The organism is Ottowia sp. (assembly GCF_016703145.1).
Taxonomy (GTDB): Bacteria; Pseudomonadota; Gammaproteobacteria; order Burkholderiales; family Burkholderiaceae_C; genus Ottowia.
Genome location: NZ_JADJCO010000003.1, coordinates 869,650 through 894,452, shown reverse-complemented (window position 1 = coordinate 894,452; position 24,803 = coordinate 869,650). Strand labels below are relative to the sequence as shown.

26 protein-coding genes and 1 pseudogene are annotated in these 24,803 nt (G+C 69.7%); 19 read left to right on the top strand and 8 right to left on the bottom strand.

What is annotated here, in order from left to right; all coding sequences use genetic code 11:
* Window positions 1–270: 270 nt before the first annotated feature.
* The 4 genes from IPG65_RS07945 to IPG65_RS07930 are packed head-to-tail and all read left to right on the top strand — an operon-like array spanning window position 271 to window position 3,718.
* Entirely contained in the window at window positions 271–714 is a 444-nt protein-coding gene (locus IPG65_RS07945; protein ID WP_293188689.1) for a hypothetical protein, read from the top strand.
* Window positions 711–1,841, top strand: coding sequence for an MBL fold metallo-hydrolase (locus IPG65_RS07940; RefSeq protein WP_293188688.1), 1,131 nt, complete (start codon window positions 711–713; stop codon window positions 1,839–1,841). The genes IPG65_RS07945 and IPG65_RS07940 overlap by 4 nt, the downstream gene beginning before the upstream one ends.
* 53 nt (window positions 1,842–1,894) lie before the next feature.
* Complete coding sequence (locus IPG65_RS07935) at window positions 1,895–2,884, top strand: 2-dehydropantoate 2-reductase (RefSeq protein WP_293188687.1); 990 nt, start codon at window positions 1,895–1,897, stop codon at window positions 2,882–2,884.
* A 42-nt stretch (window positions 2,885–2,926) separates the two neighbouring features.
* Entirely contained in the window at window positions 2,927–3,718 is a 792-nt protein-coding gene (locus IPG65_RS07930) for a UPF0149 family protein (RefSeq protein WP_293188686.1), read from the top strand.
* Window positions 3,719–3,885: 167 nt separating this feature from the next.
* Here the strand turns inward: IPG65_RS07930 and IPG65_RS07925 are convergent, their stop codons facing one another.
* Window positions 3,886–5,634, bottom strand: coding sequence for a hypothetical protein (locus IPG65_RS07925; protein WP_293188685.1), 1,749 nt, complete (start codon window positions 5,632–5,634; stop codon window positions 3,886–3,888).
* A 401-nt stretch (window positions 5,635–6,035) separates the two neighbouring features.
* On the opposite strand from IPG65_RS07925, the gene IPG65_RS07920 reads away from it, so the two are divergent.
* Window positions 6,036–7,283, top strand: coding sequence for a nucleoside recognition domain-containing protein (locus IPG65_RS07920; protein WP_293188684.1), 1,248 nt, complete (start codon window positions 6,036–6,038; stop codon window positions 7,281–7,283).
* A gap of 67 nt (window positions 7,284–7,350) precedes the next feature.
* Here the strand turns inward: IPG65_RS07920 and rsmI are convergent, their stop codons facing one another.
* Window positions 7,351–8,271: a 16S rRNA (cytidine(1402)-2'-O)-methyltransferase gene (rsmI, locus tag IPG65_RS07915; protein WP_293188683.1), complete on the bottom strand. Its 921-nt coding sequence runs from the start codon at window positions 8,269–8,271 to the stop codon at window positions 7,351–7,353.
* 21 nt (window positions 8,272–8,292) lie between these two features.
* Here rsmI and IPG65_RS07910 point away from each other — a divergent pair, with 21 nt between their 5' ends.
* The 3 genes and pseudogenes from IPG65_RS07910 to IPG65_RS07900 all read left to right on the top strand — a co-directional run bounded on the left by IPG65_RS07910 (window position 8,293) and on the right by IPG65_RS07900 (window position 9,884).
* Window positions 8,293–8,691, top strand: coding sequence for a YraN family protein (locus IPG65_RS07910; protein WP_293188682.1), 399 nt, complete (start codon window positions 8,293–8,295; stop codon window positions 8,689–8,691).
* Window positions 8,692–8,740: 49 nt separating this feature from the next.
* Window positions 8,741–8,992, top strand: a pseudogene (locus IPG65_RS07905) (SIS domain-containing protein); the annotation flags it as partial.
* 127 nt (window positions 8,993–9,119) lie between these two features.
* Window positions 9,120–9,884 carry a BON domain-containing protein gene (locus IPG65_RS07900; RefSeq protein WP_293188681.1) on the top strand — a complete coding sequence of 255 codons (765 nt, stop codon included), beginning with the start codon at window positions 9,120–9,122 and terminating at the stop codon, window positions 9,882–9,884.
* 187 nt (window positions 9,885–10,071) lie between these two features.
* Here IPG65_RS07900 and IPG65_RS07895 read toward each other — a convergent pair whose 3' ends face one another.
* Entirely contained in the window at window positions 10,072–10,989 is a 918-nt protein-coding gene (locus tag IPG65_RS07895; RefSeq protein ID WP_293188680.1) for an NAD(P)-dependent oxidoreductase, read from the bottom strand.
* Window positions 10,990–11,245: 256 nt separating this feature from the next.
* Between IPG65_RS07895 and IPG65_RS07890 the strand changes: the two genes are divergently transcribed.
* Both IPG65_RS07890 and IPG65_RS07885 read left to right on the top strand, forming a co-directional pair.
* Complete coding sequence (locus IPG65_RS07890; protein WP_293188679.1) at window positions 11,246–11,410, top strand: DUF6516 family protein; 165 nt, start codon at window positions 11,246–11,248, stop codon at window positions 11,408–11,410.
* The gene (locus tag IPG65_RS07885; protein WP_293188678.1) at window positions 11,382–11,729 is read left to right on the top strand and encodes a transcriptional regulator; all 348 of its coding nucleotides are present in this window, start codon (window positions 11,382–11,384) and stop codon (window positions 11,727–11,729) included. The genes IPG65_RS07890 and IPG65_RS07885 overlap by 29 nt, the downstream gene beginning before the upstream one ends.
* Window positions 11,730–11,871: 142 nt before the next feature.
* Here IPG65_RS07885 and IPG65_RS07880 read toward each other — a convergent pair whose 3' ends face one another.
* Together IPG65_RS07880 and IPG65_RS07875 are read right to left on the bottom strand one after the other, a co-directional pair.
* Window positions 11,872–13,008, bottom strand: a complete 1,137-nt coding sequence (locus IPG65_RS07880) for a PilT/PilU family type 4a pilus ATPase (RefSeq protein WP_293188677.1) — start codon at window positions 13,006–13,008, stop codon at window positions 11,872–11,874.
* 86 nt (window positions 13,009–13,094) lie between these two features.
* Window positions 13,095–14,138, bottom strand: coding sequence for a type IV pilus twitching motility protein PilT (locus IPG65_RS07875; protein ID WP_293188676.1), 1,044 nt, complete (start codon window positions 14,136–14,138; stop codon window positions 13,095–13,097).
* A gap of 49 nt (window positions 14,139–14,187) precedes the next feature.
* Between IPG65_RS07875 and IPG65_RS07870 the strand changes: the two genes are divergently transcribed.
* Window positions 14,188–14,889 carry a YggS family pyridoxal phosphate-dependent enzyme gene (locus IPG65_RS07870; RefSeq protein WP_293188675.1) on the top strand — a complete coding sequence of 234 codons (702 nt, stop codon included), beginning with the start codon at window positions 14,188–14,190 and terminating at the stop codon, window positions 14,887–14,889.
* A 100-nt stretch (window positions 14,890–14,989) separates the two neighbouring features.
* On the opposite strand, the gene IPG65_RS07865 is transcribed toward IPG65_RS07870, so the two are convergent.
* Window positions 14,990–16,531 carry a winged helix-turn-helix domain-containing protein gene (locus IPG65_RS07865; protein WP_293188674.1) on the bottom strand — a complete coding sequence of 514 codons (1,542 nt, stop codon included), beginning with the start codon at window positions 16,529–16,531 and terminating at the stop codon, window positions 14,990–14,992.
* Between the two features lie 188 nt (window positions 16,532–16,719).
* On the opposite strand from IPG65_RS07865, the gene IPG65_RS07860 reads away from it, so the two are divergent.
* The 7 genes from IPG65_RS07860 (at window position 16,720) to IPG65_RS07830 (ending at window position 22,476) form a co-directional block, all read left to right on the top strand.
* On the top strand, window positions 16,720–17,019 hold the full coding sequence (locus IPG65_RS07860) for a hypothetical protein (protein ID WP_293188673.1): 300 nt from the start codon (window positions 16,720–16,722) through the stop codon (window positions 17,017–17,019).
* Window positions 17,020–17,124: 105 nt separating this feature from the next.
* Window positions 17,125–18,642 (top strand): GMC family oxidoreductase N-terminal domain-containing protein, encoded by a 1,518-nt coding sequence (locus tag IPG65_RS07855; protein ID WP_293188672.1) that lies wholly within the window; start codon window positions 17,125–17,127, stop codon window positions 18,640–18,642.
* Window positions 18,643–18,693: 51 nt separating this feature from the next.
* Entirely contained in the window at window positions 18,694–19,368 is a 675-nt protein-coding gene (locus IPG65_RS07850; protein ID WP_293188671.1) for a hypothetical protein, read from the top strand.
* 56 nt (window positions 19,369–19,424) lie between these two features.
* Entirely contained in the window at window positions 19,425–20,843 is a 1,419-nt protein-coding gene (locus IPG65_RS07845; RefSeq protein ID WP_293188670.1) for a hypothetical protein, read from the top strand.
* Window positions 20,844–20,859: 16 nt separating this feature from the next.
* Window positions 20,860–21,114, top strand: a complete 255-nt coding sequence (locus IPG65_RS07840; protein ID WP_293188669.1) for a hypothetical protein — start codon at window positions 20,860–20,862, stop codon at window positions 21,112–21,114.
* Window positions 21,090–21,785 carry a GNAT family N-acetyltransferase gene (locus tag IPG65_RS07835; protein WP_293188668.1) on the top strand — a complete coding sequence of 232 codons (696 nt, stop codon included), beginning with the start codon at window positions 21,090–21,092 and terminating at the stop codon, window positions 21,783–21,785. The genes IPG65_RS07840 and IPG65_RS07835 overlap by 25 nt, the downstream gene beginning before the upstream one ends.
* A gap of 16 nt (window positions 21,786–21,801) precedes the next feature.
* A complete protein-coding gene (locus IPG65_RS07830) occupies window positions 21,802–22,476 on the top strand; it encodes a hypothetical protein (protein WP_293188667.1) in 675 nt (224 codons plus the stop codon).
* A gap of 27 nt (window positions 22,477–22,503) precedes the next feature.
* Here IPG65_RS07830 and purU read toward each other — a convergent pair whose 3' ends face one another.
* A complete protein-coding gene (purU, locus tag IPG65_RS07825; protein WP_293188666.1) occupies window positions 22,504–23,352 on the bottom strand; it encodes a formyltetrahydrofolate deformylase in 849 nt (282 codons plus the stop codon).
* A gap of 118 nt (window positions 23,353–23,470) precedes the next feature.
* Here purU and IPG65_RS07820 point away from each other — a divergent pair, with 118 nt between their 5' ends.
* A complete protein-coding gene (locus IPG65_RS07820; RefSeq protein ID WP_293188665.1) occupies window positions 23,471–23,887 on the top strand; it encodes a YXWGXW repeat-containing protein in 417 nt (138 codons plus the stop codon).
* Here the strand turns inward: IPG65_RS07820 and IPG65_RS07815 are convergent.
* Entirely contained in the window at window positions 23,881–24,723 is an 843-nt protein-coding gene (locus tag IPG65_RS07815) for a ChaN family lipoprotein (protein ID WP_293188664.1), read from the bottom strand. The genes IPG65_RS07820 and IPG65_RS07815 overlap by 7 nt on opposite strands.
* Between the last annotated feature and the right edge of the window lie 80 nt (window positions 24,724–24,803).

Sequence of the window (24,803 nt, the reverse complement as noted above, 5' to 3'; positions counted from 1 at the left end):
TGGGTCCGGTAATGAAATGAAACCGCCCGAGCATGGAGGGAACGGCGCGCCGCCGCCATCACGTAAATTAGTGATTTGTGTGTCCAAATGAAACAAAGACAGATGGACGCGAAGGACGCGAATCCTTCGCGTGCTCTGCGTCCGGCGGTCCGGTTTCATGCGCCGCGGGTGGCGCGCCGCGCCATGAACAACCGATATGAAGACCGCCGGCGAGGCCGGTGCCCAATAGTTCGGCATCATCCGGCACAAGAACAATCAAGGAGCGACCCAGTGACGATCCCGCCGACCCGGTTTGAAGGCCGTGGCATCCGCCGCGTGCATGACGAAGCCACCGATACGTGGTGGTTTTCTGTCGTGGACGTGGTGCAGGTGCTCACCGACAGCAGCAACGCGCGCCGCTACTGGTCAGACCCCAAGCGAAAGTTGGCGCAAGAAGCGGGTTCCGGGCAACCGTACGAGAAAATCGTACAGTTGAAATTGGCCTCTCCGGACGGCAAGCAGCGCCTGACGGGCCAGGAAACGCGCAACAAGCTCACCGACTACTGGCGCGGCCACGGCATCAAGGAGGGCCAGGAATCCGCCATCCTGACCAACTTCATTCACCAGGAGTGGGCCGGCGTCAGCGTCAAGGACCACAAGGCCATCAAGGGCCTGAAGAGCCACAACCCGCGCGACCGCATGACCGAGGCCGAAACCGGCTCAAACCCACCATGACGTCCCTCGCCCAACGCGCCCAGGGCGCCCGCCTCGAACGCATGCGCGCCTCGCCGCGCTGGGCGGGCGAGGGCTTTCGCAACCTGCATCCCATTGCGCCGGGGCTGCGCGATGCGGCGGTGCCGTTCCCGTCCATGCGCGACCTGCTGTGCCCGGGCGAGCGGCGCCTGCCGCCAGGGCCGCTGCCGTCGGTGAAGCCCTTGGACGACTGGCAGCGGCCAGCGAGCAGCGGGCTGCGCGCCACCTGGCTGGGCCACTCCACGGTGCTGATCGAGATCGACGGCCTGCGCGTGCTGACCGACCCGGTGTGGGGCCCGCGCGCCTCGCCCACGCGGTGGGCCGGGCCCAAGCGCTTCCAGCCGATGCCGGTGCCCTTGAAGAGCCTGCCGCCGCTCGATGCCGTGCTGATCTCGCACGACCACTACGACCACCTGGACTACGGCACCATCCGGCAGCTGGCGCGGCTGCAGCCGCAGGTGCCCTTCGTCACCTCGCTGGGCGTGGGCGGGCACCTGGAGGCGTGGGGCGTGCCCCCTGCCCGCATCCACGAGCTGGACTGGTGGCAGGCCTGGCGCCTGCCCGGCGCCGAGCTGGCGGTGCACGCCGCGCCGTCGCAGCATTTCTCGGGCCGGGGCTTCAAGGACCGCAACCGCACGCTGTGGTCGTCGCTGGTGATCGAGACGCCGCGCCACCGCGTGTTCTTCAGCGGCGACACGGGCTTGACGGCGGAGTACGCCGCCATCCGCCAGCGCTTCGGCGCCTTCGACCTGGTGATGCTGGAGGTGGGCGCCTTCCACCCCGCCTGGGGCGACATCCACCTGGGGCCGCGCAACGCGCTGAAGGCGCTGGACCTGCTGGGCGGCGGCGCCTTTCTGCCGGTGCACTGGGGCACCTTCGCGCTGTCCACGCACGACTGGGACGAGCCGGCCGAGACGCTGCTGGCGCTGCCGCCGCCGCAAGGCGCGCACCTGCTCATGCCGCGCCTGGGCGAGGCGGTGGAGCCGGCCCACGGACCGCGCGCCGTGCCCTGGTGGCGCGCCGCGGCGGCGCTGGCGCCGGGACGCGCGCCGGCACCCCAGGCCAACCCCGCGCCTCTGCCGCCGTCCACGCCCTGGCCGCTGGACTGATGCTATTAAAAAAGAAGCTACCAGCGCAATATGGATAAGGGCTAGAGGCTGAAATGTTCAATAAAATCACGATTTACGGCGCCGGCGCCATTGGCGGCTGGCTGGGCGCCCGGCTGGCCGCCCAGGGCGCCGACCTGAGCGCCGTCGCGCGCGGCGACACCCTGGCGGCCCTGCGCGCACACGGCCTGCGCCTGCGCGAGGACGGGGCCGGCGGCGAGCGCGCCCACCCGGTGCGCGCCGCCGAGCACCCAGCGGAGCTGGGCGCGCAGGACCTCGTCATCGTCGCCGTCAAGGCGCCTGCCCTGGCCCAGGTGGCGTGGCACATCGGCCCGCTGCTGGGGCCCGAGACCGTGGTGCTGACGGCGATGAACGGCGTGCCCTGGTGGTTTCCACAGGGCTTTGGCGGCGCGCTGGCGGGCGCGCGCCTGCAGTCGGTGGACCCGGACGGCGCCATCGGCCAGGCCATCCCCGTCCGCCACGTCATCGGCGCCGTGGTGCACGCCAGCTGCTCGCTGGATGCGCCGGGCGTGGTGCGCCGCCACTTCGGCAACGGCCTCATCGTGGGCGAGCCGGCCGCCGGCGACACGCCCCGGCTGCGGGCACTGGCGGCGCTGCTGCGCGGGGCGGGCTTCGACGCCACCGCCTCGCCGCGCATCCAGCAGGACGTTTGGTACAAGCTGTGGGGCAACATGACCATCAACCCCATCAGCGCCCTCACCGGCGCCACCGCCGACCGCGTGCTGGACGACGAGCTGGTGCGCGGCTTCGCCAGCCGCGTGATGGCCGAGGCGCGCGAGATCGGCGCGCGCCTCGGCGTGCCCATCGAGCAGACGCCCGAGGACCGCCACGCGGTCACGCGCAGGCTGGGCGCCTTCAGGCCCTCGATGCTGCAGGACGTGGAGGCCGGCAAGGCGGTCGAGATCGACGCGCTGGTCGGCTCGGTGCGCGAGCTGGGCCAGCTCGCCGGCGTGCCCACGCCCTTCACCGACGCGCTGCTGGGCCTGTCGCGGCTGCACGCGCGCGGGCGCGGGCTGTACGCCTGAACCGGGGGTACGATCGGCGCGACCCCTCAACCCACCGCGCCCATGACCGACCCCGCCACGCCCCAGGACGACGACCTCGACGATGCCACCTCCGCCACGCTCGACGCGCTGGAGGACGCGCTGGACGCGCTGCGCGAGCGCCACCCCGACACCACGCCGCAGTGGGAGTTCTGCGAGGGCCTGATGACGGCGCTGCTGTGCATGCGCCGCGCGGTGCCGCAGGACGAGTGGCTGCCGGCGCTGTTCGGCCCCGGCGGCGCCGAGGTGTTCGGCAGCGAGGCCGAGCGCACGCACTTCAGCATGCACTGGCTGGCGCGCGAGTCGCAGCTGCGCGCCGCGCTGCAGGCGCCGGTGGACGCGCTGGACGACGAGCGCGCCCTGGCGCCGGCGGTGATGGACTGGCGCGGCCTGCTGGCCGCCCTGCCCGAGGACGAGCGCGCCGCCGCCGCGCCCGACGGCCCGCCGCCCGCGCTGGGGCAGGTGTGGGCGGCCGGCTTCATGGCCGCCGTCGATCACTGGGCCGACGACTGGGCGCCGCCGCGCGACAAGGAGATCGCCGAGTCGATGGCCGACGCGGTGGACTGCATCGCCGAGCTGCTGGAGGGCGACCGCGCCGCGCCGGCGATGAACCTGTACGACGAGGTCGGCCCGCCCAGCGTGAGCGAGGCCCGCTTCGATGCCTTCGGCGAGGCCATCTGGGCGGTGTACGACCTGCACGACATCGCCCGCAGCCTGGGCCCGCGCATCGCGCCGGCGCGCAGCGAGAAGGTGGGTCGCAACGACCCGTGCCCGTGCGGTAGCGGCAAGAAGTACAAGCAGTGCTGCGGGAAATGAGGCTGCCCTGCCGAACGTGAACACGTTGCAGGAAAAAAAAGCCCCCGCGCTCCCCCGCTTCGCGTGGTCCGCTGCCCCCCGAGGGGGCATTTTTGTCTTGGGGCGGCCCGGCGACAAAAAAAGGAGGCACGCGGCTCCGCACGTTCCCCCTTGCACGCGCGGGCGGGCTATTTGAGCCGCGGCTGCACCGTCTCGACGTCCATGCTCAAGCCATTGGCCTTGGGGTCGCTCGCGGTGTAGACCGCGGTCACCCGCAGTTCCACGTTGCTCACGATCTCCAGATAGCCGATCGCGAGCGGCTGCGGACCGGACGACGGCGCGCCCAGCAGCATCTCGCCGATGCGGCAGCAGTCGATCATCGTCGCCGTGTCGGCGCGCAGCACCGTGCGCTCGCTCGCCTTGCGCGTGGCCGCCCGCGGGTTGCGCCCGGCGGCGGCGCCGCCCAGCACCAGCGGGATCAGGTGCGTTTCGATCACCGCGTCGTGGCACTTGAAGTTGTGGATGTTGATCTCGGTCGCGTAGGTGCCCGGCCGCACCGGCGCGCATTCGCAGCCGCACTCGGGCTGCGTGCCGCACACGAACTTGACGCTGTAGGTGAAGGGACAGGCCGGCACCGTGATGCGCGTCGGCTTGCGCCCGACGACCGCGCCGTCGACGACGACGTCGAGCGCGCCGACGAACACCCGCTCGCGCGTGGCGCAGTCGAGGTGGTCGGACGAGAAGGCGACGTCGAACTTCAGCGTGTGGTCCTTGTCGCGCGGCAGCGGGCCATGGCCGCCGGCCGGCGTGATCGAATCGACGAACGGCGCCACCACGGCGTCCGGCACCAGCGACACGTTGTTGATCGGCCCCAGCACCTTCTTGATCAGGTCGATGATGGTCTGCACGATGGTCGTCGCGTCGATGCCGGTGGCGTGGATGCCGCCGGTCGCCGCCGCGATGCGCGTGGCCTGGCCGGCGCTGCCGCCGGGCGCGCCGCAGGCGCCGCTGTAGTCGGTGGACAGCGGCGCCGGGTCGGCGTCCAGCGCGCCGGGCGTGCCGGTGGTGGTGCTGATGGCGATCGCGGCGATCTTCTCGCCCACCAGCTTGGCGGTCACGCTGGCTTCGGTGATGGCGCCCGGCAGGCCCGAGAGGGCGGCGCACACCGGATCGTGCGCCGGCGCGTCGCCGAACCAGACGATGATGCGCGTCGAATCGGCGCGCCAGCCGATCGGGCCGCCCGCCGGCTCGGCCAGCCGGTCGAGCGCGAAGAACTGGCCCTCGGGCGTGTCACCGCCGCCGCTGGCCGACCAGGCGTTGATGGCGGCCTGCACGCTGGCGGCCACCTTGGTCACGCTTTGCTGCGGCTGAAAGGCGTAGGGATCGCCGGAGCCGAAATCCTTGTAGTTGCCGACGCCGAACGCGAAGTCGAAACCCCCCAGCCCGCCCAGGATGGCCCCGGCACCCGCGCGCACGGCGGCCAGGATGGGCTCCATGCTGCCCGTGGTGTCGGCCAGGAAATAAATGTCGGCCTTGGCCAGCGCCGCGGTGGCGGGGATGAACACCGTGACCGTCTCCCTGAACGTGTCGCATTCCTTCAGCGTCAGGTCGTTTCGGGGTGGATCGATCTTGACCTTGATCGGCTCCAGCACGGCATCCGCCACCGCGCTGATCGCCGGCGCGAAGAAGCGCTTGGTCTCGGACGCGGCGAGCCGGGCGAAATCCACCTCCGCGCCGCTGTCGTCCAGCACCACGCTGGCGGCGGGGCCGTTCGGCCTGGCCTTGTCGGTGGCGAAGAAGCGATGGATCCTTTGGCCCGTGGAGGGAACCACGTCTTCGGCCGCGTGCACCAGCACCGGGCTCTTGAGTCCGGATTGCGCGGAGATCACCTTCAGCGCGGCGCGCTTCAGGGCATCGTTGTTGTCGACTGCAGTCATGCCATTTACCTCCAAAAAGGGTTGAACAAACACCCATCGTGGCCTGGCAAGGCAGTGCGAAGCGGCCGCGTCTGAATGGCAATCGGCCGTGATCCGTCAGGGCTGAGGTTCGCGGCGATGCGAGTTCATGCTAGGTAGGGCTCAACGCGGGCGCATCATCAATGGGACGGACCCGGCGGGCATTTGCGTAACAGCGCGCACGGGGCGGCGATGGGGCGCCACCGAATGGCCTGATCCATTCACGCCAGGGCTGGCCGTTGATCGCTTGTTACCGTCAGCAAGGCCGCATGGGCATGCCAACCGCCCCGCCGGCTGGAAATGCGTGGCGCGCTGCCGTCAGCGCCGCTTAGCTACATTTACAATAGCTTCCAACGCTTGTCTGTCGCTGGCTGGAGGCGAATTTGATTCTGAACTGGGTCTGGCTGGGCTTCATCCTGTGCGCCATCGCCGCCGCGCTGGTGCAGACCCTGGGCGGCGACGCGGCGGCGCTGCCGCGCCTGATGAGCGCCCTGTTCGACGCCGCCCGCGGCGGCTTCGAGGTGTCGCTGGGCCTGGTCGGCGTGATGGCGCTGTGGCTGGGGCTGATGCGCATCGGCCAGCAGGCCGGCATGATCGACGCCTTCGCCCGCGCGGTGAACCCGGTGATGCGCCAGCTCTTTCCCGGCGTGCCGGCCGGGCACCCGGCGCAGGGCGCGATGACGCTGAACATCAGCGCCAACCTGCTCGGCCTGGACAACGCCGCCACGCCGCTGGGCCTGAAGGCTATGCAGGAGCTGCAGTCGCTCAACCCCCGGCCCGACACCGCCACCAACGCGCAGGTCATGTTCCTGGTGCTCAACACCGCCGGGCTGACGCTGATCCCCACCTCGGTCATCGCCATCCGCCAGACGCTGGCCGCCCGGCAGGGGCTGACGGGCTTCAACGCGGCGGACATCTTCGTGCCCACGCTGGTCGCCACCGCCTGCTCGCTGCTGGCGGCGCTGCTGGCGGTGGCGGCGGTGCAGCGCATCCCGCTGTGGCGCGCCAGCCTGCTGGGGCCGCTGGCGGGCTTCGCGGCGGCGGCGGGCGCGCTGGTGTGGTGGCTGTCGCGGCAGCCGCCGGAGCAGGCCGCGCAATGGATGGGCGTGGTGGGCGCGGGCGCCATCCTGGGCGTGATCGCGCTGTTCCTGGTGGCCGGCGCGGTGCGCCGCGTGAACGTGTACGAGGCCTTCGTCGACGGCGCCAAGGAGGGCTTTGGCGTGGCCGTGCAGATCATTCCCTACCTGGTGGCGATGCTGGCGGCCATCGCCCTGTTCCGCGCCGCCGGGCTGATGGACGTGGCGATGGGCGCCCTCGGCGCGGCCGTGGCGGCGCTGGGGCTGCCCACCGACTTCCTGCCCGCCGTGCCCGTGGGGCTGATGAAGATCCTGTCCGGCTCGGGCGCGCGCGGGCTGATGGTGGACGTGATGCAGGCGCACGGCGTCGATTCGTTTCCGGCCAAGCTGGCCGCCATCATCCAGGGCTCGACCGAGACCACCTTCTACGTGCTGGCGGTGTACTTCGGCAGCGTGGGCGTCAAGCACACGCGCCACGCCCTGCCCTGCGCGCTGGTCGCCGACGCCGTGGGGCTGGTGGCGGCGATCTTCGTGGGTTATGCGTTCTTCAAGTGATGTGCTATTTTTTTGATAGCTTTTGACGAAATACCCATGCGGGTTCATGGCCGATTTGATTCAAGAATCAGTCCGCCGCCGCCTTCAACGCCAGCGCCTGCCCGTAGAGCACGTTGCGTGGCGCGCCGGTCAGCTCGGCGGCCAGCCTGACGGCGGTCTTCAGCGGCAGCTCAGGCAAAAGCAGCTTCAGCACGCGCTCGCCTTCGCCCTCGGGCGGCGCGGCGTCGAAGGGGTGCAGCACCAGCACGAACTCGCCGCGCTGGCGCTGCGCGTCGGCCGCCAGCCAGTGGGCCAGGCCGGCGCACGGCAGGGTGGCGATCTGCTCGAACTGCTTGGTCAGCTCGCGCCCCACGGTCACCGGGCGCTCGCCCAGCGCGGCCAGCGCGTCGGCCAGGGCGGCGATGCGGTGCGGCGCCTCCAGCAGCACCACGGCGCGGCGCTCCTGCGCCAGCGCCTGGGCAGCGGCGGTGCGCTCCCCCGCCTTGGCCGGCAAAAAGCCCATGAACACGAAGCGGCCGTCGCCCGCCAGCCCCGCCGCGCTGATGGCCGTGGTCACGCTGCTGGCGCCGGGCAGCGGCACCACGCGCAGGCCCGCCTGCGCGCAGGCCGCCGCCAGCCGCGCGCCGGGGTCGCTGACGGCGGGCGTGCCGGCGTCGCTGGCGTAGGCCACGCGCTCGCCGCGCCGCAGGCGCTCCAGCACCTGCTGGGCGGCCTCGGCCTCGTTGTGCTCGTGCACGGCGATCAGCGGCCGGCCGTCGATGCCGTAGCTGCGCAGCAGTCGCTGCGTGTGGCGCGTGTCCTCGCAGGCGATGGCGTCGGCGATTTGCAGCACGTGCAGCGCGCGCAGGGTGATGTCGGCCAGGTTGCCGATGGGCGTGGCCACGGCGTACAGCGCCCCGGCCGGATAATGCTGCGGCCCCGCGGCCTGCCGCGCGGCGTGCAGCGCGCTGTCGAACGAGGGCTTGCCGATGGGCGCTGCGACGGACATGGAGACACCTTCCGATAGGCCATGGCGATGGCGCTGCTGAACTTCTTCAAGGGGCCGCCCGGCGGCACCACCCGGGCGCGCGGCGGCGCGGCGGAAGACGCCGCCCTGGCGCACCTGCGGCGGCAGGGCCTGCGGCTGGTCGAGCGCAATTATCGGACGCCGGGGCGCGGCGGCGGCGAGATCGACCTGATCCTGCGCGAGGCGGATGGCACGCTGGTGTTCGTCGAGGTGCGCGCCCGCGCGGCCGGCACGCACGGCGGCGCGGCGGCCAGCGTGGGCGCGGCCAAGCAGCGGCGCATCGTGCTGGCGGCGCGGCACTACCTGCTGCGGCTGCCCGCGCCGCCGCCGTGCCGGTTCGACGTGGTGGCGATCGACGGCGAGCACATCGAGTGGCTGCGCGCCGCGTTCGATGCCGGTTGAAGCAAATAACCAGGCAAAGCCGGCGCCGGCGCCGCTATGATTGCTATTAATGCTAGAGCACCGCATCCAACAGCAGTTCATCGACAGCGCCGACCTGAAGTACCAGTGGGCGCAGGCCCTGGCCCGGCCCGTCGCCGAGGCCACGCAGGCGCTGCTGGCCTGCGTCACCGGGGGCGGCAAGGTGCTGGTGTGCGGCAACGGCGCCTCGGGGGCGCTGGCGCAGTACGTGGCGGCGCTGCTGGTGGGCGGGCTCGACCGGCCCCGGCCCGAGCTGCCCGCGCTGGCGCTGGGCACCGACGCCGCCACGCTGACCGCCGTGGCGCGGCGCGGCGAGTACGCCGATGCCTTTGCCGCGCAGATCCGCGCGCTGGGCAGCGCCTGTGCGACGGCCTCGATCAACAACTGCTTGGCGACGAGGAGAACTCCGCATGACATCCCTTTCCACCCGCTCCGCCGCCCTGTGCCTGGCCCTGGCCGCCGCCGGCCTGGCGGGCTGCGCGGCCGCCGTGGTCGGCGGCGCCGCGGCCGTGGGCGGCCTGGTGGCCATCGACCGCCGCAGCCCCGGCACCCAGGTGTCCGACCAGACCATCGAGCTGCGCGCCGGCAGCCGCGCCAGCGAGGTGCTGGGCGGGCGCGGCCACATCAACATCACCAGCTACTACCGCAAGGCGCTGCTGACCGGCGAGGTGCCCACCGAGGAAATCCGCCAGCGCGTGCAGGCGGCGGTGGCCGGCACGCCCGACGTGGCGGGCGTGGTCAACGAGCTGGCGGTGATGGCCGATTCGACGCTGGCCCAGCGCTCCAACGACACGCTGATCACCGGCAAGGTCAAGTCCAGCCTGCTCAACGCCAACGGCGTGCCGGCCAACAGCATCAAGGTGGTGACCGAGCGCGGCACCATCTACCTGATGGGCCGCCTGACCCATCGCGAGACCGACCTGGCCACCGAGGTGGCGCGCACCACCGGCGGCGTGCAGCGCGTGGTGCGCGTGGTCGACTTCATCAGCGAGCAGGCCGCGCTGCACCCCAGCGACGCGTCCGGCGTCACGCCCGCGCCGGCGCCGGTGACGTCGGTGCCGGGCATCGGCGGCTCACCCACGCCCGAAGGCGTGGTCACGCACCCGGTCACCCAGCCGACCATCGTGCAGCCGCAGCAGCCCATCCAGGTGCAGACGCTGCCGCCGGTGAAATAGGCCACCCCCAGGCTCCACACGCTTCGCGTTGTTCCTCCTCCCCCCTCGAAGGGGGCACCGTCGTGGCCCGGCAAAGCCGGGCCACGACGGTTGCTGGCATGGCCTGCTCCGCGGCCTTTCGCGTCTTTGGGTTCCCCTGTGTCCGGCGGCGGAAGATCGGGTGCGCGACGCCCGCCGACAGCGGCGCTTACTTCAGGCGGCGGATCAGGCTGGACGTGTCCCAGCGGCCGCCGCCCATCTGCTGCACGTCGGCGTAGAACTGGTCCACCAGGGCGGTGACGGGCAGGCGCGCGCCGTTGCGGCGGGCCTCGTCCAGCACCAGGCCCAGGTCCTTGCGCATCCAGTCCACGGCGAAGCCGAAGTCGAACTGGTCGGCCACCATGGTCTTGCCGCGGTTGTCCATCTGCCAGCTCTGCGCCGCGCCCTTGCCGATGACGCCCAGCACCTGCGCCATGTCCAGACCGGCTTTCTGCCCGAAGGCGATGGCCTCGGCAAGGCCCTGCACCAGCCCGGCGATGCAGATCTGGTTGACCATCTTGGTCAACTGGCCGGCGCCGCTCGGCCCCATCAGCGTGAAGGCGCGCGAGAAGGCCAGGGCCACCGGCCTCACGGCGTCGAACGGCGCCGCCTCGCCGCCGCACATGACGGTGAGCTGGCCGTTCTGCGCGCCGGCCTGGCCGCCCGAGACGGGCGCGTCGATGAAGTGCAGGCCCAGCGCGCGGGCGGCGGCGTCGAGTTCGCGCGCCACGTCGGCCGAGGCCGTGGTGTGGTCCACGAACACGGCGCCCGGTTTCATGCCGGCGAGCGCGCCCTGCCCGCCCAGCACCACCGAGCGCAGATCATCGTCGTTGCCGACGCAGCAGAACACGATGTCGGCGCCGCGCGCCGCGTCGGCCGGCGTGGGTGCGCCGTGCACGCGGCCGGTGCCGGCCAGCTGCGCGCGAAACGCCTCGGCCTTGGCCGGGCCGCGGTTGTAGACGGTCACCTGGTGCCCCGCCAGCGCCAGATGGCCGGCCATGGGGTAGCCCATCACGCCCAGGCCGAGGAAGGCGACCTGGCGGGCGGGTGTGGATTCGTAGGTCTTGGGGTGGATGGTCGTGCTCATCGGGGCATTGTAGGAAGCGGTTACGTCAGCGAGGGCTGGAAATGCCGGAGATGCGATGCCAGGGGCGCATTGACAAAGCGCTTGCGTGTTGGAACAATTTACAGCATGCGGAAGGCGCATCAGTTGATCAGATCACGCGAGGTGCTGAGCGAGAACAGCTTTGTAGAGCGCGTGGTCTGGCTGCTGCCGGCGCCGCTGAAAGGCAGCGCGCACACGTTGAAATACCGGTTGGCCTACGTGGTCGAGGGGGACATGCGTGGTGCGCTACGACAACGAAGCGGGCAAAGGCGACCACCGGCACGTCGGCGCGGACGAACATCCCTACGCCTTCACCACGCCCGAGCAATTGCTGGCGGACTTCTGGCAGGACGTGCAGAACTGGAAGGTGAACCATGAACACTGTGACCATCGAAGTGGCTGATCGGCGCACATTGGATGCGCGCTTCGTCGAGGCCATGCGGCAAGGGCGCCCGGTGGGCGCGTTCATCACGTTCCCCACCGTTCAGGCGCTGTGGTCTGCCCTGACCGTGAAGCGCTGGGAGATCGTGCAGGCGCTGTGCGGCGCCGGCCCGGTGACCCTGCGCGAGGTGGCCCGCCGCGTGGGCCGCGATGTGAAGGGCGTGCACACCGATGTGCATGCCCTGCTGGCCGCCGGGGTGCTGGAAAAAACGGACGAGGGGAACATCGCCTTTCCCTACGATGCCGTGCACGTGGATTTCATGATGAAGGCAGCGGCGTAGCCGCGGTCGTAATCCGCGTTGAGCGCAGGTTGTTCACGCTGGACGCTCGATATTCAAAATTGATAGCTTCCGGCGCAATACCCGCGCCGGCTTGCAGCCGATCTGGCTTGAAATTCCAAAGCAGCGCCCGACCCCGCCGGATTCAGACGATCCGCAGGTGCTCCGTCCCCGCCGCCAGGTCGAGCGACTTGGCGCGCTGGCTGGTCAGCTTGATCTGCAGCCGCAGGTCGTTGGCCGAGTCGGCGTTGCGCAGGGCGTCCTCGCAGCTGATGAGGTTGGCCTCGAAGGCGTCGAACAATGCCTGGTCGAAGGTCTGCATGCCCAGCTCGCGGCTCTTCTTCATGACTTCCTTGATCTCGCCGACCTCGCCCTTGAAGATCAGGTCGGAGATGAGCGGCGAGTTGAGCATGATCTCCACCACCGCCGTGCGGCCCTTGCCGTCCTGCTTGCCGATCAGGCGCTGCGAGATGAGCGCGCGCAGGTTCAGCGACAGGTCCATCAGCAGTTGCATGCGCCGCTCCTCGGGGAAGAAGTGGATGATGCGGTCCAGCGCCTGGTTGGCGCTGTTGGCGTGCAGCGTGGCCAGACACAGGTGGCCGGTTTCGGCGAAGGCCACCGCGTGCTCCATGGTCGCGCGGTCGCGGATTTCGCCCATCAGGATCACGTCGGGCGCCTGCCGCAGGCTGTTCTTCAGCGCCGCTTCCCAGGTCTCGGTGTCCAGGCCCACCTCGCGCTGGGTGACGATGCAGTTCTTGTGCGGGTGCACGAATTCCACCGGGTCTTCGACGGTGATGATGTGGCCGTGGCTGTTGAGGTTGCGCCAGTCCACCATCGCCGCCAGCGTGGTGGACTTGCCCGAGCCGGTGGCGCCCACCAGGATGGCCAGGCCGCGCTTGCTCATCGCCACGTCCTTCAGGATCGGCGGCATGCCCAGCTTGTCGATGGTGGGCAGCTCCTGCGGGATCACGCGCAGGACCATGCCCATCTGGCCCTGCTGCACGAAGGCGTTGCAGCGGAAGCGCCCGATGCCGGCCGGCGAGATGGCGAAGTTGCACTCCTTGGTGCGCTCGAACTCGGCGGCCTGCTTGTCGTTCATCGCCGCGCGCACCAGCGCCAGGGTGTGGGCGCCGGTCAGGTTCCGCGGCGACACCTTGGTCACCTTGCCGTCCACCTTGATCGCGGGCGGAAAGTCGGCCGTGATGAACAGGTCGCTGCCCTTGCGCGTGAGCATCAGCTTGAGCAGGTCGTTGATGAATTTGCTGGCCTGGTCGCGTTCCATGGTCGGGCACTCCTTGCGCTCTTTAATCAGTAGCTGCTGGCGCAGTGTTCATGCGGGCTAGAGGCCAATTTCACTCAAAAAACCGGTCACCCGGGGAAGTTCTCGGGAATCTTCGCCTTGCCGCGCGCCTCGGCCGCGCTGATGACGTTGCGGCGCACCAGCTCGGCCAGGTTCTGGTCCAGCGTCCGCATGCCGGCGCCGTGGCCGGTCTGGATGGACGAGTACATCTGCGCCACCTTGGCCTCGCGGATCAGGTTGCGGATGGCGGGCGTGCCGATCATGATCTCGTGCGCCGCCACGCGGCCCGCGCCGTCCTTGGTCTTGCACAGCGTCTGCGAGATCACCGCCTGCAGCGACTCGGACAGCATGGCGCGCACCATCTCCTTCTCCTCGGCGGGGAAGACGTCGATGATGCGGTCGATCGTCTTGGCGGCCGACGAGGTGTGCAGCGTGCCGAACACCAGGTGGCCGGTTTCGGCGGCGGTCATGGCCAGGCGGATGGTTTCCAGGTCGCGCATCTCGCCCACCAGGATGGCGTCCGGGTCCTCGCGCAGGGCCGAGCGCAGCGCGTTGGCGAAGCTGTGCGTCATCGGCCCGACCTCGCGCTGGTTGATGAGGCACTTCTTGGACTCGTGCACGAACTCGATCGGGTCCTCCACCGTCAGCACGTGGCCGTACTCCCTCTCGTTCAGGTGGTTGATCATCGCCGCCAGCGTGGTGGACTTGCCCGAGCCCGTGGGGCCGGTCACCAGCACCAGCCCACGCGGCTTGAGGGCCAGTTCACCGAAGATCCTGGGCGCGTGCAACTGCTCCAGCGTCAGGATCTTGCTCGGGATCGTGCGCAGCACGGCGGCGGCGCCGCGGTTCTGGTTGAAGGCGTTGACGCGAAAGCGAGCCAGGCCTTCGATCTCGAACGAGAAGTCCACCTCCAGGTTCTCCTCGTACACCTTGCGCTGGGTGTCGTTCATGATGTCGTACACCATGGCGAACACCTGCTTGTGGTCGAGCGGGTCGACGTTCAGGCGCCGCACGTCGCCGTGCACGCGGATCATGGGCGGCAGACCGGCCGAGAGGTGCAGGTCGGATGCGTTGTTCTTGACGCTGAAAGCCAGCAGTTGCGTGATGTCCACGGCTTTTGTCAGGAGTGGGTTGGTTGCAGTTTGATACGCTTCGGGGATTATGACGACGATCGAACGCAATCTCCAAGACGTGCGTGCACGGATCGCAACGGCCTGCCACGCCAGCGGGCGCAGCGTGCAGGATGTCGCGCTGCTGGCCGTGTCCAAGACCTTCGGCGCCGACGCGGTGCGCGCCGCCCACGCGGCGGGCCAGCGCGCCTTCGGCGAGAACTACGTGCAGGAGGGCGTGGACAAGATCGCCCTGCTGCGCGGCCTGGGGCTGCAATGGCACTGCATCGGCCCGATCCAGAGCAACAAGACGCGGCCGGTGGCCGAGCACTTCGACTGGGCGCACACGGTGGACCGGCTGAAGATCGCCGAGCGCCTGTCCAGCCAGCGGCCGGCGGGGCTGGCGCCGCTGCAGGTGTGCATCCAGGTCAACATCGACGGCGGCGCCAACAAATCCGGCGTGGCGCCGGGCCAGGCCCTGGCGCTGGCCCGCGCCGTGGCGGCGCTGCCTTCACTGCGGCTGCGGGGGCTGATGGCGATCCCCGAATCTGCTCCTGATTTCGAAGCCGCCCGCGCAGTTCACATGCGGGCCAAAGACCTTTTTGACCAATTGAATGCGGCCGGTCTGGGCCTGGACACGCTGTCGCTGGGCATGAGCGCCGACCTGGAGGCGGCCATCGCCGCCGGCAGCACGCTGGTGCGCGTGGGCAGCGCGATCTTTGGCGCGCGCGCATCCAGGCCTGTTGCGGGGTGACGGCAAGACCGCGCGGCGCCGATGGGTTGATCGAGCCATTCGGCCGCTGGCCGTTCACGACTTCCGGCTCTGCGCGGTGCCCTGCGCGCGGACACGCCCCTCAGGCGATGGCCTGGCAGTTGGCCGCATGCAGGAAATCGGCCTCGCGCCGGCGCACCTCGGGGTCACTGGCCAGCCACCTGCCGCCCAGCCGCGCGGCCACCATATCGGGCTGCAGCCGCTTCAACTCCCGCAATTCGCTGGCAGCGCGCGCCAAATCACCCGCGCCGACCAGGCACAGCACCAGACACAACCGCGTGCCCGCGAAATCGGCCTCGCGCAGCGACTGGCGCGCGGTGTCGATGCCGTCGTCGTAGGCCTTGGCGGCGAATTGCGCCCAGATCAGGTTGTCCAGCAGATGGAACCGGGCGGGGTCGCGCGGGCTCAGGCGCAGCGCCTGCAGGCACTGGCGCAGGCCGCCCGCTGGATCGCCGCCGACGGCCTCGCACATGCCGAGCCGGACCAGCGTGATGGCATCGTTCGGGTTCAGTTCGAGCGAGCGCCTGAAGTCCGCCGTGGCCTGGGGCAGCTTGCCGCTGACCAGCATCAGCCAGCCGCGGCCACGCCAGGCCAGCGCGTCGCTGCTGTCGATGGCCAGCGCCTGCGCGGCAGCCATCAGCGCATCGTCCAACGCCGGCGGCGTGGCGGTGTCGAAGTACAGGTGCCACGAGAGTGCGTCGACGATGGCGTTGTGCGCCGCGCTGCAGCGCGGGTCGATGGCCAGCGCTTCGCGCGCCAGTGCGAGCGCGGCGTCGCGCGCACCGCGGTTGGAGCGCGACAGGCCTTCCCGGGCCTGCGCCCAGGCGCGCTGCGCCAAGGCGTAGGCGCTGTCCTTTTGCGGCCGGGGGCCGCGTGCGCGCTCGATCTCCGAGCGTTCGATGTGCGGCGCCATCGCGATGACGATGGCGCGCGCCGTTTCGTCCTGCAGCGCGAACAGTTCGTCGAGGCGGCGGTCGTAGCGCTCACCCCAGATCTGCTGGCCGCTGAGCGCGTCGATCAGCGCGGCGCCGATGCGCACCTGCCCGGCCGAGCGGCGCACGCTGCCTTCGAGCACGTAGCGCACGCCCAGCTCGCGCGCCACCGTGCGGGGGTCCACCGCGCGGCCCTGGTAAGCCTGCACGCCGTGGCGTGAGATGACGAAGATCGACCGCACGCGGGACAGCGCGTCGATCAGTTCATCACCGATGCCTTCGATCAACGCCGCGTCGTCCAGCACGCCGCCGACATTGGCGAACGGCAGCACCGCGATCGACGGCTTGTCGGGCAGCCCCAGCACCATGCTGTCGGCCGCGGCCACGCCAGAGGGTGGCGACACCGGCAGCGTGAAGCGGTAGCCCTGGCCCGACACCGTGCGCAGCGCATCCGCGCCCAGCACCTTGCGCAAGGTGGACACCTGCACGCTGAGGTTGTTCTCTTCCACCGCCGCGTCGCGCCAGACCAGCCGCAGCAGTTCGTCCTTGGACACGACGCGGTCGCGGTGCCGCACCAGCACCGCCAGCAGGTCGAATGCACGCGCGCCGAGGGCCACCGGCGCACCGTGCTCGAGCAGGCGGCGCTGTTCGAGCAACAGCTCGAAGCGTCCAAAGACCAGCGGGTCGGACATGGAAGCTCTTGTGAGGGGGTGTTCCGCAATGTAACCGCGGCGCTTCCGGTTTAGGGAAATTAAAGGACAAGGGCACCGCCGGGCGGCGACAGTCATGCCAGCGCGCCGGTCGTGGCCGCGCCGCCTTCTACAGCCCACGCCGCCGGGGCTCGCCAAGGAATTGCTTCAAAGGCGTCAGGAGACTTCAAATGATTGCATTCGTCCGCGTGGCCTGCGTCAGGCCCGGCAAGCAGGTTGCCGCCATGGCCTTCGCCAAGGAAATCTCGGCCTTCCTGAAGGCCAGCTACCACCAGGACGTGGAGGTGCTGCGCCCGGTGGGCGGCAATCCGCAGCGCATCGCGTGGTCCACCCGCCACGCCGACATGGCGGCGATGGAGACCTTCACCACCAAGATGCTCGCCGATCCCAAGTATTGGGAACTGGCCAACGGCGCCGCCGAGTGCTTCATCGGCGGCGCGACGCGCGATGCCATCTGGCAGACGACCTGAGCCCGTCGCAGCGACGGCGCCATCGGCCTCGCGTTCGGCTCGGTGGCGTTTGCCGGCAGCCAGACCGACGCGTTCTTTCTCTCCACGGAACCCGAGGGTGATCCCATGAAATCCTTCGACTATGTCATCGTCGGAGCGGGCTCCGCAGGCTGCGTCCTGGCCGCGCGGCTGTCGGAGGACCCGGCCTGCAGCGTTGCCTTGCTGGAGGCCGGCGGCGAAGACGAGTCACGCGCGGCGAGGCAGCCGAACCAATGGCCGTTGCTCTGGGACCGCGCCGAAGCCTGGGGCTACGCCACGACGCTGCAGGCCGGCTACAACATGCGCAGCATCCCTTGCCCGCGTGGAAAGGCATTGGGAGGCACCAGCGCCATCAACGCCATGATGTATGTGCGAGGGCATGCCCGCGACTACGACCACTGGCGTGAACTGGGCAACGAAGGTTGGGGCTGGTCGGACGTGCTGCCCTATTTCCTGAAGTCGCAGGATCAGCAGCGTGGCGCATCGGCGTGGCATGGCGTGGGAGGGCCCCTCGCCGTGTCGGACCAGATTTCGCCCAACCGCTTGAACCTGGCGTTCATCGAGGCCGCCGTGGCGGCCGGGCACCGGCGCAATCCCGACTTCAACGGTGAATTTGCCGACGGCGCAGGCTTGTACCAGGTCACCATGCGCAACGGCGAACGTTGCAGCACGGCGACGGCCTTTCTCGCGCCGGCGCGCGAGCGGTCGAATCTGCACGTGATGACACGCGCGCGGACGATGCGCGTGCTGCTCGAAGGCGATCACGCGGCCGGCGTCGACTATTTCGATGGCAGCCAGGTCGAGCGCATCTACGCGGCTCGCGAGGTGATCTTGAGCGCGGGTGCCATCGATACGCCCAAGCTCTTGATGCTGTCCGGCATCGGCGATCCCGCGAAACTGGAGCCGCATGGCGTGACCGTGCGGCACGCGCTGCGCGGCGTGGGCGCCAACCTGTGCGACCACCCCGGCACGGCCCTCGTGCTCGGTCTTCGTGAGGTCGACCAGCCGCTGCCGACCAGCATCCTTGCAGAAGGCGGGATGTTCATGAAGAGCGCGCGCCTGAACGACGGTTTCGACGCGGACATCCAGTTCTTCTCCGTCCCCTTCGTGCCCTTGCAGGCGGGCGCGGTCGGCAAGGCGCAGTTCATGTCCATCGTCGTTCAGGCTTGTCGGCCCAAGAGCCGGGGCCAGGTCACTCTGCGATCTGCCGATCCATTCGACACGCCGATCATCGATCCGCGCTACATGACGCACCCATACGATCTGGCGCTGCAGATCGAGGGCTTGAAGACTGCTCGGGAAATCGTCTCACAGGAACCCTTGAAGTCACTGATCGCAAACGAACTGCTGCCGGGGGCGACGGCCATGGACGATGTTTCGCTGGAACAGCACGTGCGGGTAATGAGCCAGTGCATCTGGCATCCGGTGGGTACCTGCCGCATGGGCCGGGGCGACGACGCGGTGGTCGACGCCCAGCTGCGCGTCCAGGGCATCCACGCGCTGCGCGTGGTCGACGCGTCCATCATGCCGCAGATCATTTCAGGCAATACCAACGCGCCGACGATCATGATTGCGGAGAAGGCAGCGGACATGATCCTGTCGTGAGCCGGCTGCGCGCGCCAGGTCATGGACGCTCTCCGTCGAAGAGGACTGAACATGCAGTGGCCTGATCTGGATGCGGTATTTCGGGAAGTTCCCTTGCCGGAGGGCTATCGGTACCGCCAGCTCCGGCGCGTGGACGTCCCTGCCCTTCGTGCGGCAGTCGCCGAGTGGCATCCCGATGTTGCCGTGGGAGCGGCCAGCTGCTACCTCGAACAGGACTTCTACGAGACAAGCGCCACGTTCGCCGGCGAAGCGCAGCGCGATCTGTTGATCGTGCTGTTCTGGAAGGCGGAAGAACTCGCGGGCTTCGTGTCCTGGGACCGCGAGCGCGCGCAACAGGCCGTGTATGCGCGGTTCGGTGTCGTTTCCCCCGCTCACCGTGGAGCGAGGCTGTCGACCTGCGCCATGCAACTGGGAGAAACGATAGCCCGCGCCATGGGCGCCGGCTTCATCTACACGCTGGCGACCCTGAAGGTCGCCAGCATGCAACTCGCCCTCGGGCGCGCCGGCTATCAGTTGCTCGGGATCGCCCCAGGCTATGACCGCGAGCTCGTGGCACCTGGCGTCGTCAGGCGAGTCTACGAGGCCTGGTATGCGAAGGTGCTCGTGCCCGAAAGCGACCTGCTCCGCCCGGATCCCGCCAACATGACCCCGAAGACCAGGGAGCTCTTCCAGTTGCTGTTCCCGCACTGCTCTCGACCGGACGAGCCTCCGATGCGCGCGGGGTGATGCCGCCTCACCCTTTGCTCCAGCACAAGACCTTCAACATCACAAGGATCACCCGCATGCCCGCTTCCGCACTCGAAACCGACTACCTCGTCATCGGCGCCGGCGCCACAGCCATGGCCTTTGTCGACACCCTGCTCAGCGAAGACGCCGAGGCCACCGTGCTGATGGTGGACCGGCACCACCGCCCCGGCGGCCACTGGAACGACGCCTACCCGTTCGTGCGGCTGCATCAGCCATCCGAGTGGTACGGCGTGGCCTCGCGCGAGTTGGGCCAGGGCAACCGGGATGCCGCCGGAGTCAACGCCGGCCTGTACGGGCTGGCGTCGGGCGCCCAGGTGCTGGCCTACTTCGACCAGGTGATGCAACAGCGCTTCCTGCCTTCGGGCCGGGTGCGCTGGCTGCCGATGTCCGAGGTCGGTACGAACGCCAACGGAGTCCACGAGGTCAGCTCGCTCACGAGCGGCACCCGGCAGCGCGTCAGCGTGCGCAGGAAGGTGGTCAACGCGACCCACGCGCAGACCGCCGTGCCGTCCACCCATCCGCCCAAGTACACGCTGGGCCCGGGCGTGAACTGCGTGCCGCTGAATCGCCTGCCCGACATCAGCCGCCCGCATGCGGCGTACACCGTGGTGGGCTCGGGCAAGACCGGCATGGACGCGATCCTGTGGCTGCTGGAAAACGGCGTGGTGCCGGCGCGCATCCGCTGGATCATGCCGCGCGACGCCTGGCTGTGGAACCGCGCCAACTTTCAGCCGGGCCTGGAGAACTTCGAGCGCAGCGTCGGCAGCAACCTCGGTCAGCTCGACGCCATCGCCGAGGCCGCATCGCTGCCCGACCTGTTCGCGCGGCTCGAAGCCGCCGAGCAGCTGCTGCGCATCGACCCGGCCGTGCAGCCCGGCACCTTCCGCTGCGCCGTGGTGTCGCAGGCCGAACTGGCGCAGTTGCGGCGCATCGACGACATCGTGCGGCTGGGCCATGTGCGCCGCATCGAGACGGCGCACATCGTGCTCGACCAGAGCACGGTGCCCGCCGACCCCGACACCCTGTACATCGACTGCAGCGCCAGCGCGATCGTGATGCCGCCGGCGCTGCCGGTGTTCGAGGCCGGCCGCATCAACCTGTTCATGGTGCGCACCTGTGCGCCGCTGTTCAGTGCGGCCCTGATCGCCTACGTGGAAAGCCACGTCACCGACCCGGCCGAGAAGAATGCGCTGTGCACCGTGGTGCCCAGCCCCGAGCGGCCGATCGACTGGCTGCGCATGTGGGCCGTGACCCTCGCCAACAGCGCGCGCTGGCGCCAGCATGCGGGGCTGCAGGCCTGGCTGATGCAGTGCCGGCTGAACGCCCTCGCGGTGTTCGTGCGCGGTCTGCGGCCCGACGACACGGCTAGGCTTGCGCTGCTGAAGCAAATGGGCGCCAGGGCGGGCGCAGCCGGAGCCAGGCTGCCGGCACTGCTGGCGTCCGCCACGGCCTGAGCGGGGATCACCGCGCATGCGCACGCTCCAGATGAAAACCGCTGCCGTCAACGGCATCGACCTGCGCGTGGCCCGCCAGGGCACCGGCCCGCTGGTGCTGTTGTGCCATGGCTTCCCCGAGTTGTGGTGTTCCTGGCTTCAGCAGAGGACCGCACCGGCGGACGCTGGCAGTGAGGCAATGACCACCATCGAGGCCGGCTACCCGAGCGTGACCGACCTGGCCGTGGCCAACGGTAAGGAAAAAAGATGGACTGGCCCACAGCTGAAATGATGACAAGCGTCTGCCCACCCGGTGCGGGCTACCGCTACGAGGTGCTGCGAAAAGAGTCCGTCGCTGAATTGATCGCGGCGCTGCGTGCCTGGCAACCTGGCTGGCGTGTGGGCGCAGCCAGTGTTCATCTGCGGGAGGACTACTACGACAGTTCCGTCTTCCTCGAAGGCGGCCCGCGGAAAAACGTATTCACCATGCTCATTCGGCGCGGTGATGAACTCGCAGGCATGTTGTCGCAGGAGCGAGGGGTGGACGCGCTGTCCCTGTACGCCAGCCTGGTGGCTGTTGCGCCTGCGCACCAGGGCGGCAAGGCGCTGTTTCAAGGCGATTACCTCGAAGCGCTGGCCAAGCTGATGGGGCTTGAATTCATCTACACGCTCGTGACGCTGAAACACCGTGCGGCGCAGCGGTATTTCGAGAGCCATGGCTATTCGCTGGTGGGCTTCATGCCCGGCTACGACCGGGAAGAAGTCTCTCCGGGCGTGGTCAAGCGCGTGGTGGAAGCCGCATTCGTCAAATGCCTTGCGGGACGCGAAGCGGTCCTTTCCCCGGATGTTTCGAACATGACGCCCACGGTGCGAAGGCTGTACGAAGTCATGCATGAAACGTCTTTCGCGCCGAGTGCGGCCCAATGCCTCGCTCAAGCGGAGCGCCAACGGCCGGAGACTTGAACGAAGAGGACTGAACATGCAGTGGCCTGATCTGAATGCGGCATTTCGAGAAGTTCCCTTGCCGCAGGGGTATCGGTACCGCCAGCTCCGGCGCGTGGATGTCCCGGCCCTTCGTGCAGCCGTCGCCGAGTGGCATCCCGATGTCTCGGTGGGAGCGGCCAGTTGCTACCTTGAACAGGACTTTTACGAAACAACCGCCACGTTTGCCGGCGAAGCGGAGCGCGATCTGTTGGTCGTGCTGTGTTGGAAGGCGGAAGAACTCGTGGGCTTCGTGTCCTGGGATCGCGAACGTGCGCAACAGGCCGTGTACGGGCGATTCGGCGTCATTTCCCCCGCCCACCGCGGGGCCAAGCTATCGACTTGCGCGATGCAACTGGGCGAGACGATTGCCCGCGCCATGGGCGCCGGCTTCATCTACACGCTGGCGACGTTGAAGGTGGCCAGCATGCAACTCGCCCTCGAGCACGCCGGCTATCACCTGCTCGGGATCGCCCCAGGCTATGACCGCGAGTGCGTGGCCCCTGGCGTCGTCAAGCGCGTCTACGAGGCCTGGTATGCGAAAGTCCTTGTGCCCGAAAGCGAGTTGCTTCGCCCGGATCCCGCCAAGATGACGCCCAAGACCAGGGAGCTGTTCCAGTTGCTGTTCCCGCACCTCTTTCGACCGGACGAGCCGCCGACGCGCACGGGGTGACCCGCATCGCGGCGGCCAACTTCAACGCTATTTGAAGACCACCGTCTTGTGCCCGTTCAGCAGCACGCGCCGCTCGCTGTGCCACTTCACCGCCCGCGCCAGCACCTGGCTTTCGGTGTCGCGGCCGACGGCGGTGAGGTCTTCCACGGTGTGGGTGTGGTCCACGCGGGCCACGTCCTGTTCGATGATGGGGCCCTCGTCCAGGTCGGCCGTCACGTAGTGCGCGGTGGCGCCGATCAGTTTCACGCCGCGGTCGTGCGCCTGGTAGTAGGGCTTGGCGCCCTTGAAGCTGGGCAGGAAGCTGTGGTGGATGTTGATGGCGCGGCCGGCCAGGCGCTGGCACATGGCGTCCGACAGCACCTGCATGTAGCGCGCCAGCACCACCAGCTCGGCGCCCTCGCCGTCGATGATTTCCAGCTGCCTGGCTTCGGCCTGCGCCTTGTTGTCCTTGCCGACGGCGATGTGGTGGAAGGGCACGTTGTAGCTGGCGGCCAGCTGGTAGAAGTCGCGGTGGTTGCTGACGATGGCGCGGATGTCGAGCGGCAGCAGGCCGCTTTTCCAGCGGAACAGCAGGTCGTTCAGGCAATGGCCCTCGCGGCTGACGAAGATCACGGTGCGCATGGGCTGCGCCGCCTCGTGCAGTTGCCAGCGCATGGCGAAGCGCTCGGCCAGCGCGGGGATCTGCGCGCGCAGCGCGTCGGCGCCGAGCCCGCCGCCGGCAAATTGGACGCGCATGAAGAACAGGCCGGTGTCGTGGTCGTTGTACTGCGCGGCCTCCTCGATGTTGCCGCCGCGCTCCAGCAGAAAGCCCGACACGGCGTGCACGACGCCGCGCTGGTCCGGGCAGGACAAGGTGAGGATGTGGGTGTCTTGCATCGGACGCGATTGTCGCAGGGCAATCCACTTTGAGGGCTCAACTTTTCCACCGCTTCGCGGGCGGTTTACACGCCGGGCGCAGCATGGCGGCATCGCTACTCACGAAAGGACGCGAACCATGAAAACCCTGTCGATCTCCTCCCTGCTGCTGGCCGGCGCGATGGCCGCGGGCGCCGGCGTCGGCGTGGCGCTGCCCACGGCGGCGCAGGCGCAGACGCAGATCGCGGTGCGGATCGGGCCGCCCCCGCCGCCGCGCGCCGAGGTGATGCCGAGGGCGCGGCCCGGCTACGTGTGGGCGCCGGGCCACTACGAATGGCAGCGCGGCCGCTACCGCTGGCACGCGGGCCACTGGGAGCGCGCGCGCCCCGGCTACGCCTACGTGCCGCCCGCCTGGCACGCCTCGGGCCAGCGCTGGGTGTACGAGCCCGCGCGCTGGGACGCCCGGCCGCTGCCGCCCCCGCGCGGGCGCGACCGGGACGGCGACGGACGGCCCGACCGCCGCGACCGCCACCCGAACCACCCCGGGCGCTACTGACCTGCCGGCGATGCGCCGCGCCGCGGCAAGGTGAACGCGGCGCAGTGGTCGCGCGGCGGCAGCGGCGGCGTGAGCCAGCGCTGGTCGCCCTTGGACAGACCATCGCCGTCCGCTCTGGATTCGATAGCTTCCGGCGCAGTATCCGTGCTGGCCAGAAGCACTTTTGACTTCAAATCCGGCGACAGGTGCCGGGGCACGCCCAGCGCGCGGTGCACGTGGCCGCCGCCGGCGATCAGCAGCACCGTGCGGCCGGGCTGGCGCGCGCCGGCGGCCGTGGCGGCCATGGCCCGGTCGCGCGCGATCTGCACCCGCGCCATGGGCGCGATGCGGGCCTCGGGCAGGGCGTGGCAGTGGCCCTCGCGGATGCGGCGCCGCTGCTCGGCCAGGGCGGCGGGCGGCAGGCGCGCGTCCAGCGATTCGTCCTGCATCGCCTCGCGCAGCCGCGCGGCCGGCAGGTTGGCGCCCAGCACCGGCACGCCGGCGCGCACGGCGCCCATCACCACCGGGCCGTAGGCGGCCCAGGGCCAGGCGACGTCGTGCCAGCCCAGGGCGGCGCGCACCTCGGCCTCGCTGGCCGCGCGCGGCAGGCCGGTGGTGGCGCGGCCCTGCTCGGCCATCTCCAGCGCCACGGCGGCCAGCGCGCCGCGCGCGGCCAGCCAGGCGACGGCCTGCCGCTCGATGCGCTGGTGCTCGGGGGCGTCGTGCTGCTCGCCCAGCAGCAGCACGTCGGCGGGCAGCAGCGCGGCCAGGCGGGCCTGCTCCGCGCCGTTCAACGGCGGCGAGCTGGCGCAGGCGGCCAAGCACAGGACAAAGACAATGGAAACGAGCCGAGGCATGGCCCGGATGCTACGCGCCCCGTGGACGCGGACCGGGCCCGCGGCGGTGAATTGCGGGGACGCGGTGGCGGGACAGGCGC

Bases quoted from the DNA above. Each gene is read 5' to 3' on its own strand.
- IPG65_RS07880 (WP_293188677.1), bottom strand. From the start codon at position 13,008: ATGGAACGCGACCAGGCCAGCAAATTCATCAACGACCTGCTCAAGCTG.
- IPG65_RS07865 (WP_293188674.1), bottom strand. From the start codon at position 16,531: ATGTCCGACCCGCTGGTCTTTGGACGCTTCGAGCTGTTGCTCGAACAG.
- IPG65_RS07855 (WP_293188672.1), top strand. From the start codon at position 17,125: ATGAAATCCTTCGACTATGTCATCGTCGGAGCGGGCTCCGCAGGCTGC.
- IPG65_RS07830 (WP_293188667.1), top strand. From the start codon at position 21,802: ATGCAGTGGCCTGATCTGAATGCGGCATTTCGAGAAGTTCCCTTGCCG.
- IPG65_RS07815 (WP_293188664.1), bottom strand. From the start codon at position 24,723: ATGCCTCGGCTCGTTTCCATTGTCTTTGTCCTGTGCTTGGCCGCCTGC.
- IPG65_RS07840 (WP_293188669.1), top strand. From the start codon at position 20,860: ATGCGCACGCTCCAGATGAAAACCGCTGCCGTCAACGGCATCGACCTG.
- IPG65_RS07845 (WP_293188670.1), top strand. From the start codon at position 19,425: ATGCCCGCTTCCGCACTCGAAACCGACTACCTCGTCATCGGCGCCGGC.
- IPG65_RS07835 (WP_293188668.1), top strand. From the start codon at position 21,090: ATGGACTGGCCCACAGCTGAAATGATGACAAGCGTCTGCCCACCCGGT.
- purU (WP_293188666.1), bottom strand. From the start codon at position 23,352: ATGCAAGACACCCACATCCTCACCTTGTCCTGCCCGGACCAGCGCGGC.
- IPG65_RS07820 (WP_293188665.1), top strand. From the start codon at position 23,471: ATGAAAACCCTGTCGATCTCCTCCCTGCTGCTGGCCGGCGCGATGGCC.
- IPG65_RS07860 (WP_293188673.1), top strand. From the start codon at position 16,720: ATGATTGCATTCGTCCGCGTGGCCTGCGTCAGGCCCGGCAAGCAGGTT.
- IPG65_RS07895 (WP_293188680.1), bottom strand. From the start codon at position 10,989: ATGAGCACGACCATCCACCCCAAGACCTACGAATCCACACCCGCCCGC.
- IPG65_RS07910 (WP_293188682.1), top strand. From the start codon at position 8,293: ATGGCGATGGCGCTGCTGAACTTCTTCAAGGGGCCGCCCGGCGGCACC.
- IPG65_RS07885 (WP_293188678.1), top strand. From the start codon at position 11,382: ATGAACACTGTGACCATCGAAGTGGCTGATCGGCGCACATTGGATGCG.
- IPG65_RS07900 (WP_293188681.1), top strand. From the start codon at position 9,120: ATGACATCCCTTTCCACCCGCTCCGCCGCCCTGTGCCTGGCCCTGGCC.
- IPG65_RS07935 (WP_293188687.1), top strand. From the start codon at position 1,895: ATGTTCAATAAAATCACGATTTACGGCGCCGGCGCCATTGGCGGCTGG.
- IPG65_RS07850 (WP_293188671.1), top strand. From the start codon at position 18,694: ATGCAGTGGCCTGATCTGGATGCGGTATTTCGGGAAGTTCCCTTGCCG.
- IPG65_RS07870 (WP_293188675.1), top strand. From the start codon at position 14,188: ATGACGACGATCGAACGCAATCTCCAAGACGTGCGTGCACGGATCGCA.
- IPG65_RS07940 (WP_293188688.1), top strand. From the start codon at position 711: ATGACGTCCCTCGCCCAACGCGCCCAGGGCGCCCGCCTCGAACGCATG.
- rsmI (WP_293188683.1), bottom strand. From the start codon at position 8,271: ATGTCCGTCGCAGCGCCCATCGGCAAGCCCTCGTTCGACAGCGCGCTG.
- IPG65_RS07930 (WP_293188686.1), top strand. From the start codon at position 2,927: ATGACCGACCCCGCCACGCCCCAGGACGACGACCTCGACGATGCCACC.
- IPG65_RS07925 (WP_293188685.1), bottom strand. From the start codon at position 5,634: ATGACTGCAGTCGACAACAACGATGCCCTGAAGCGCGCCGCGCTGAAG.